The sequence below is a fragment of the Roseateles cavernae genome (assembly GCF_040187885.1).
Taxonomy (GTDB): domain Bacteria; phylum Pseudomonadota; class Gammaproteobacteria; order Burkholderiales; family Burkholderiaceae_C; genus Roseateles_E; species Roseateles_E cavernae.
Window position 1 is genome coordinate 1 of the sequence record NZ_JBDPLH010000054.1, and the last position, 335, is coordinate 335.

Genomic DNA, 335 nt, shown 5'->3' on the forward strand with positions numbered 1-335 from the left:
GCCGAGATCCAGAGCGATATGGAGCGCATCTTCGGCATCTTCCCGCGCCTGAAGGAGCGCCGCAACCAGCTCGCCGGCACGATGAGCGGCGGCGAGCAGCAGATGCTGGCGATGGGGCGTGCGCTGATGGCGCGGCCCGAGGTGCTGCTGCTGGACGAGCCCAGCATGGGGCTGAGCCCCATCATGGTGGACAAGATCTTCGAGGTGGTCAACGACATCCACCAGCAGGGCGTGACGGTGCTGCTGGTGGAGCAGAACGCCAGCCGCGCGCTGCAACTGGCCAACCGCGGCTATGTGATGGAGTCCGGCGAGATCACCATGACCGGCGAGGGCAA

1 protein-coding gene is annotated in these 335 nt (G+C 66.6%); it reads left to right on the plus strand.

The annotated features are described in order from the left end of the window. Window positions 1-335: ABC transporter ATP-binding protein (locus ABGI63_RS25825; RefSeq protein WP_349745379.1), on the plus strand; the 335-nt coding region annotated here is incomplete at both ends.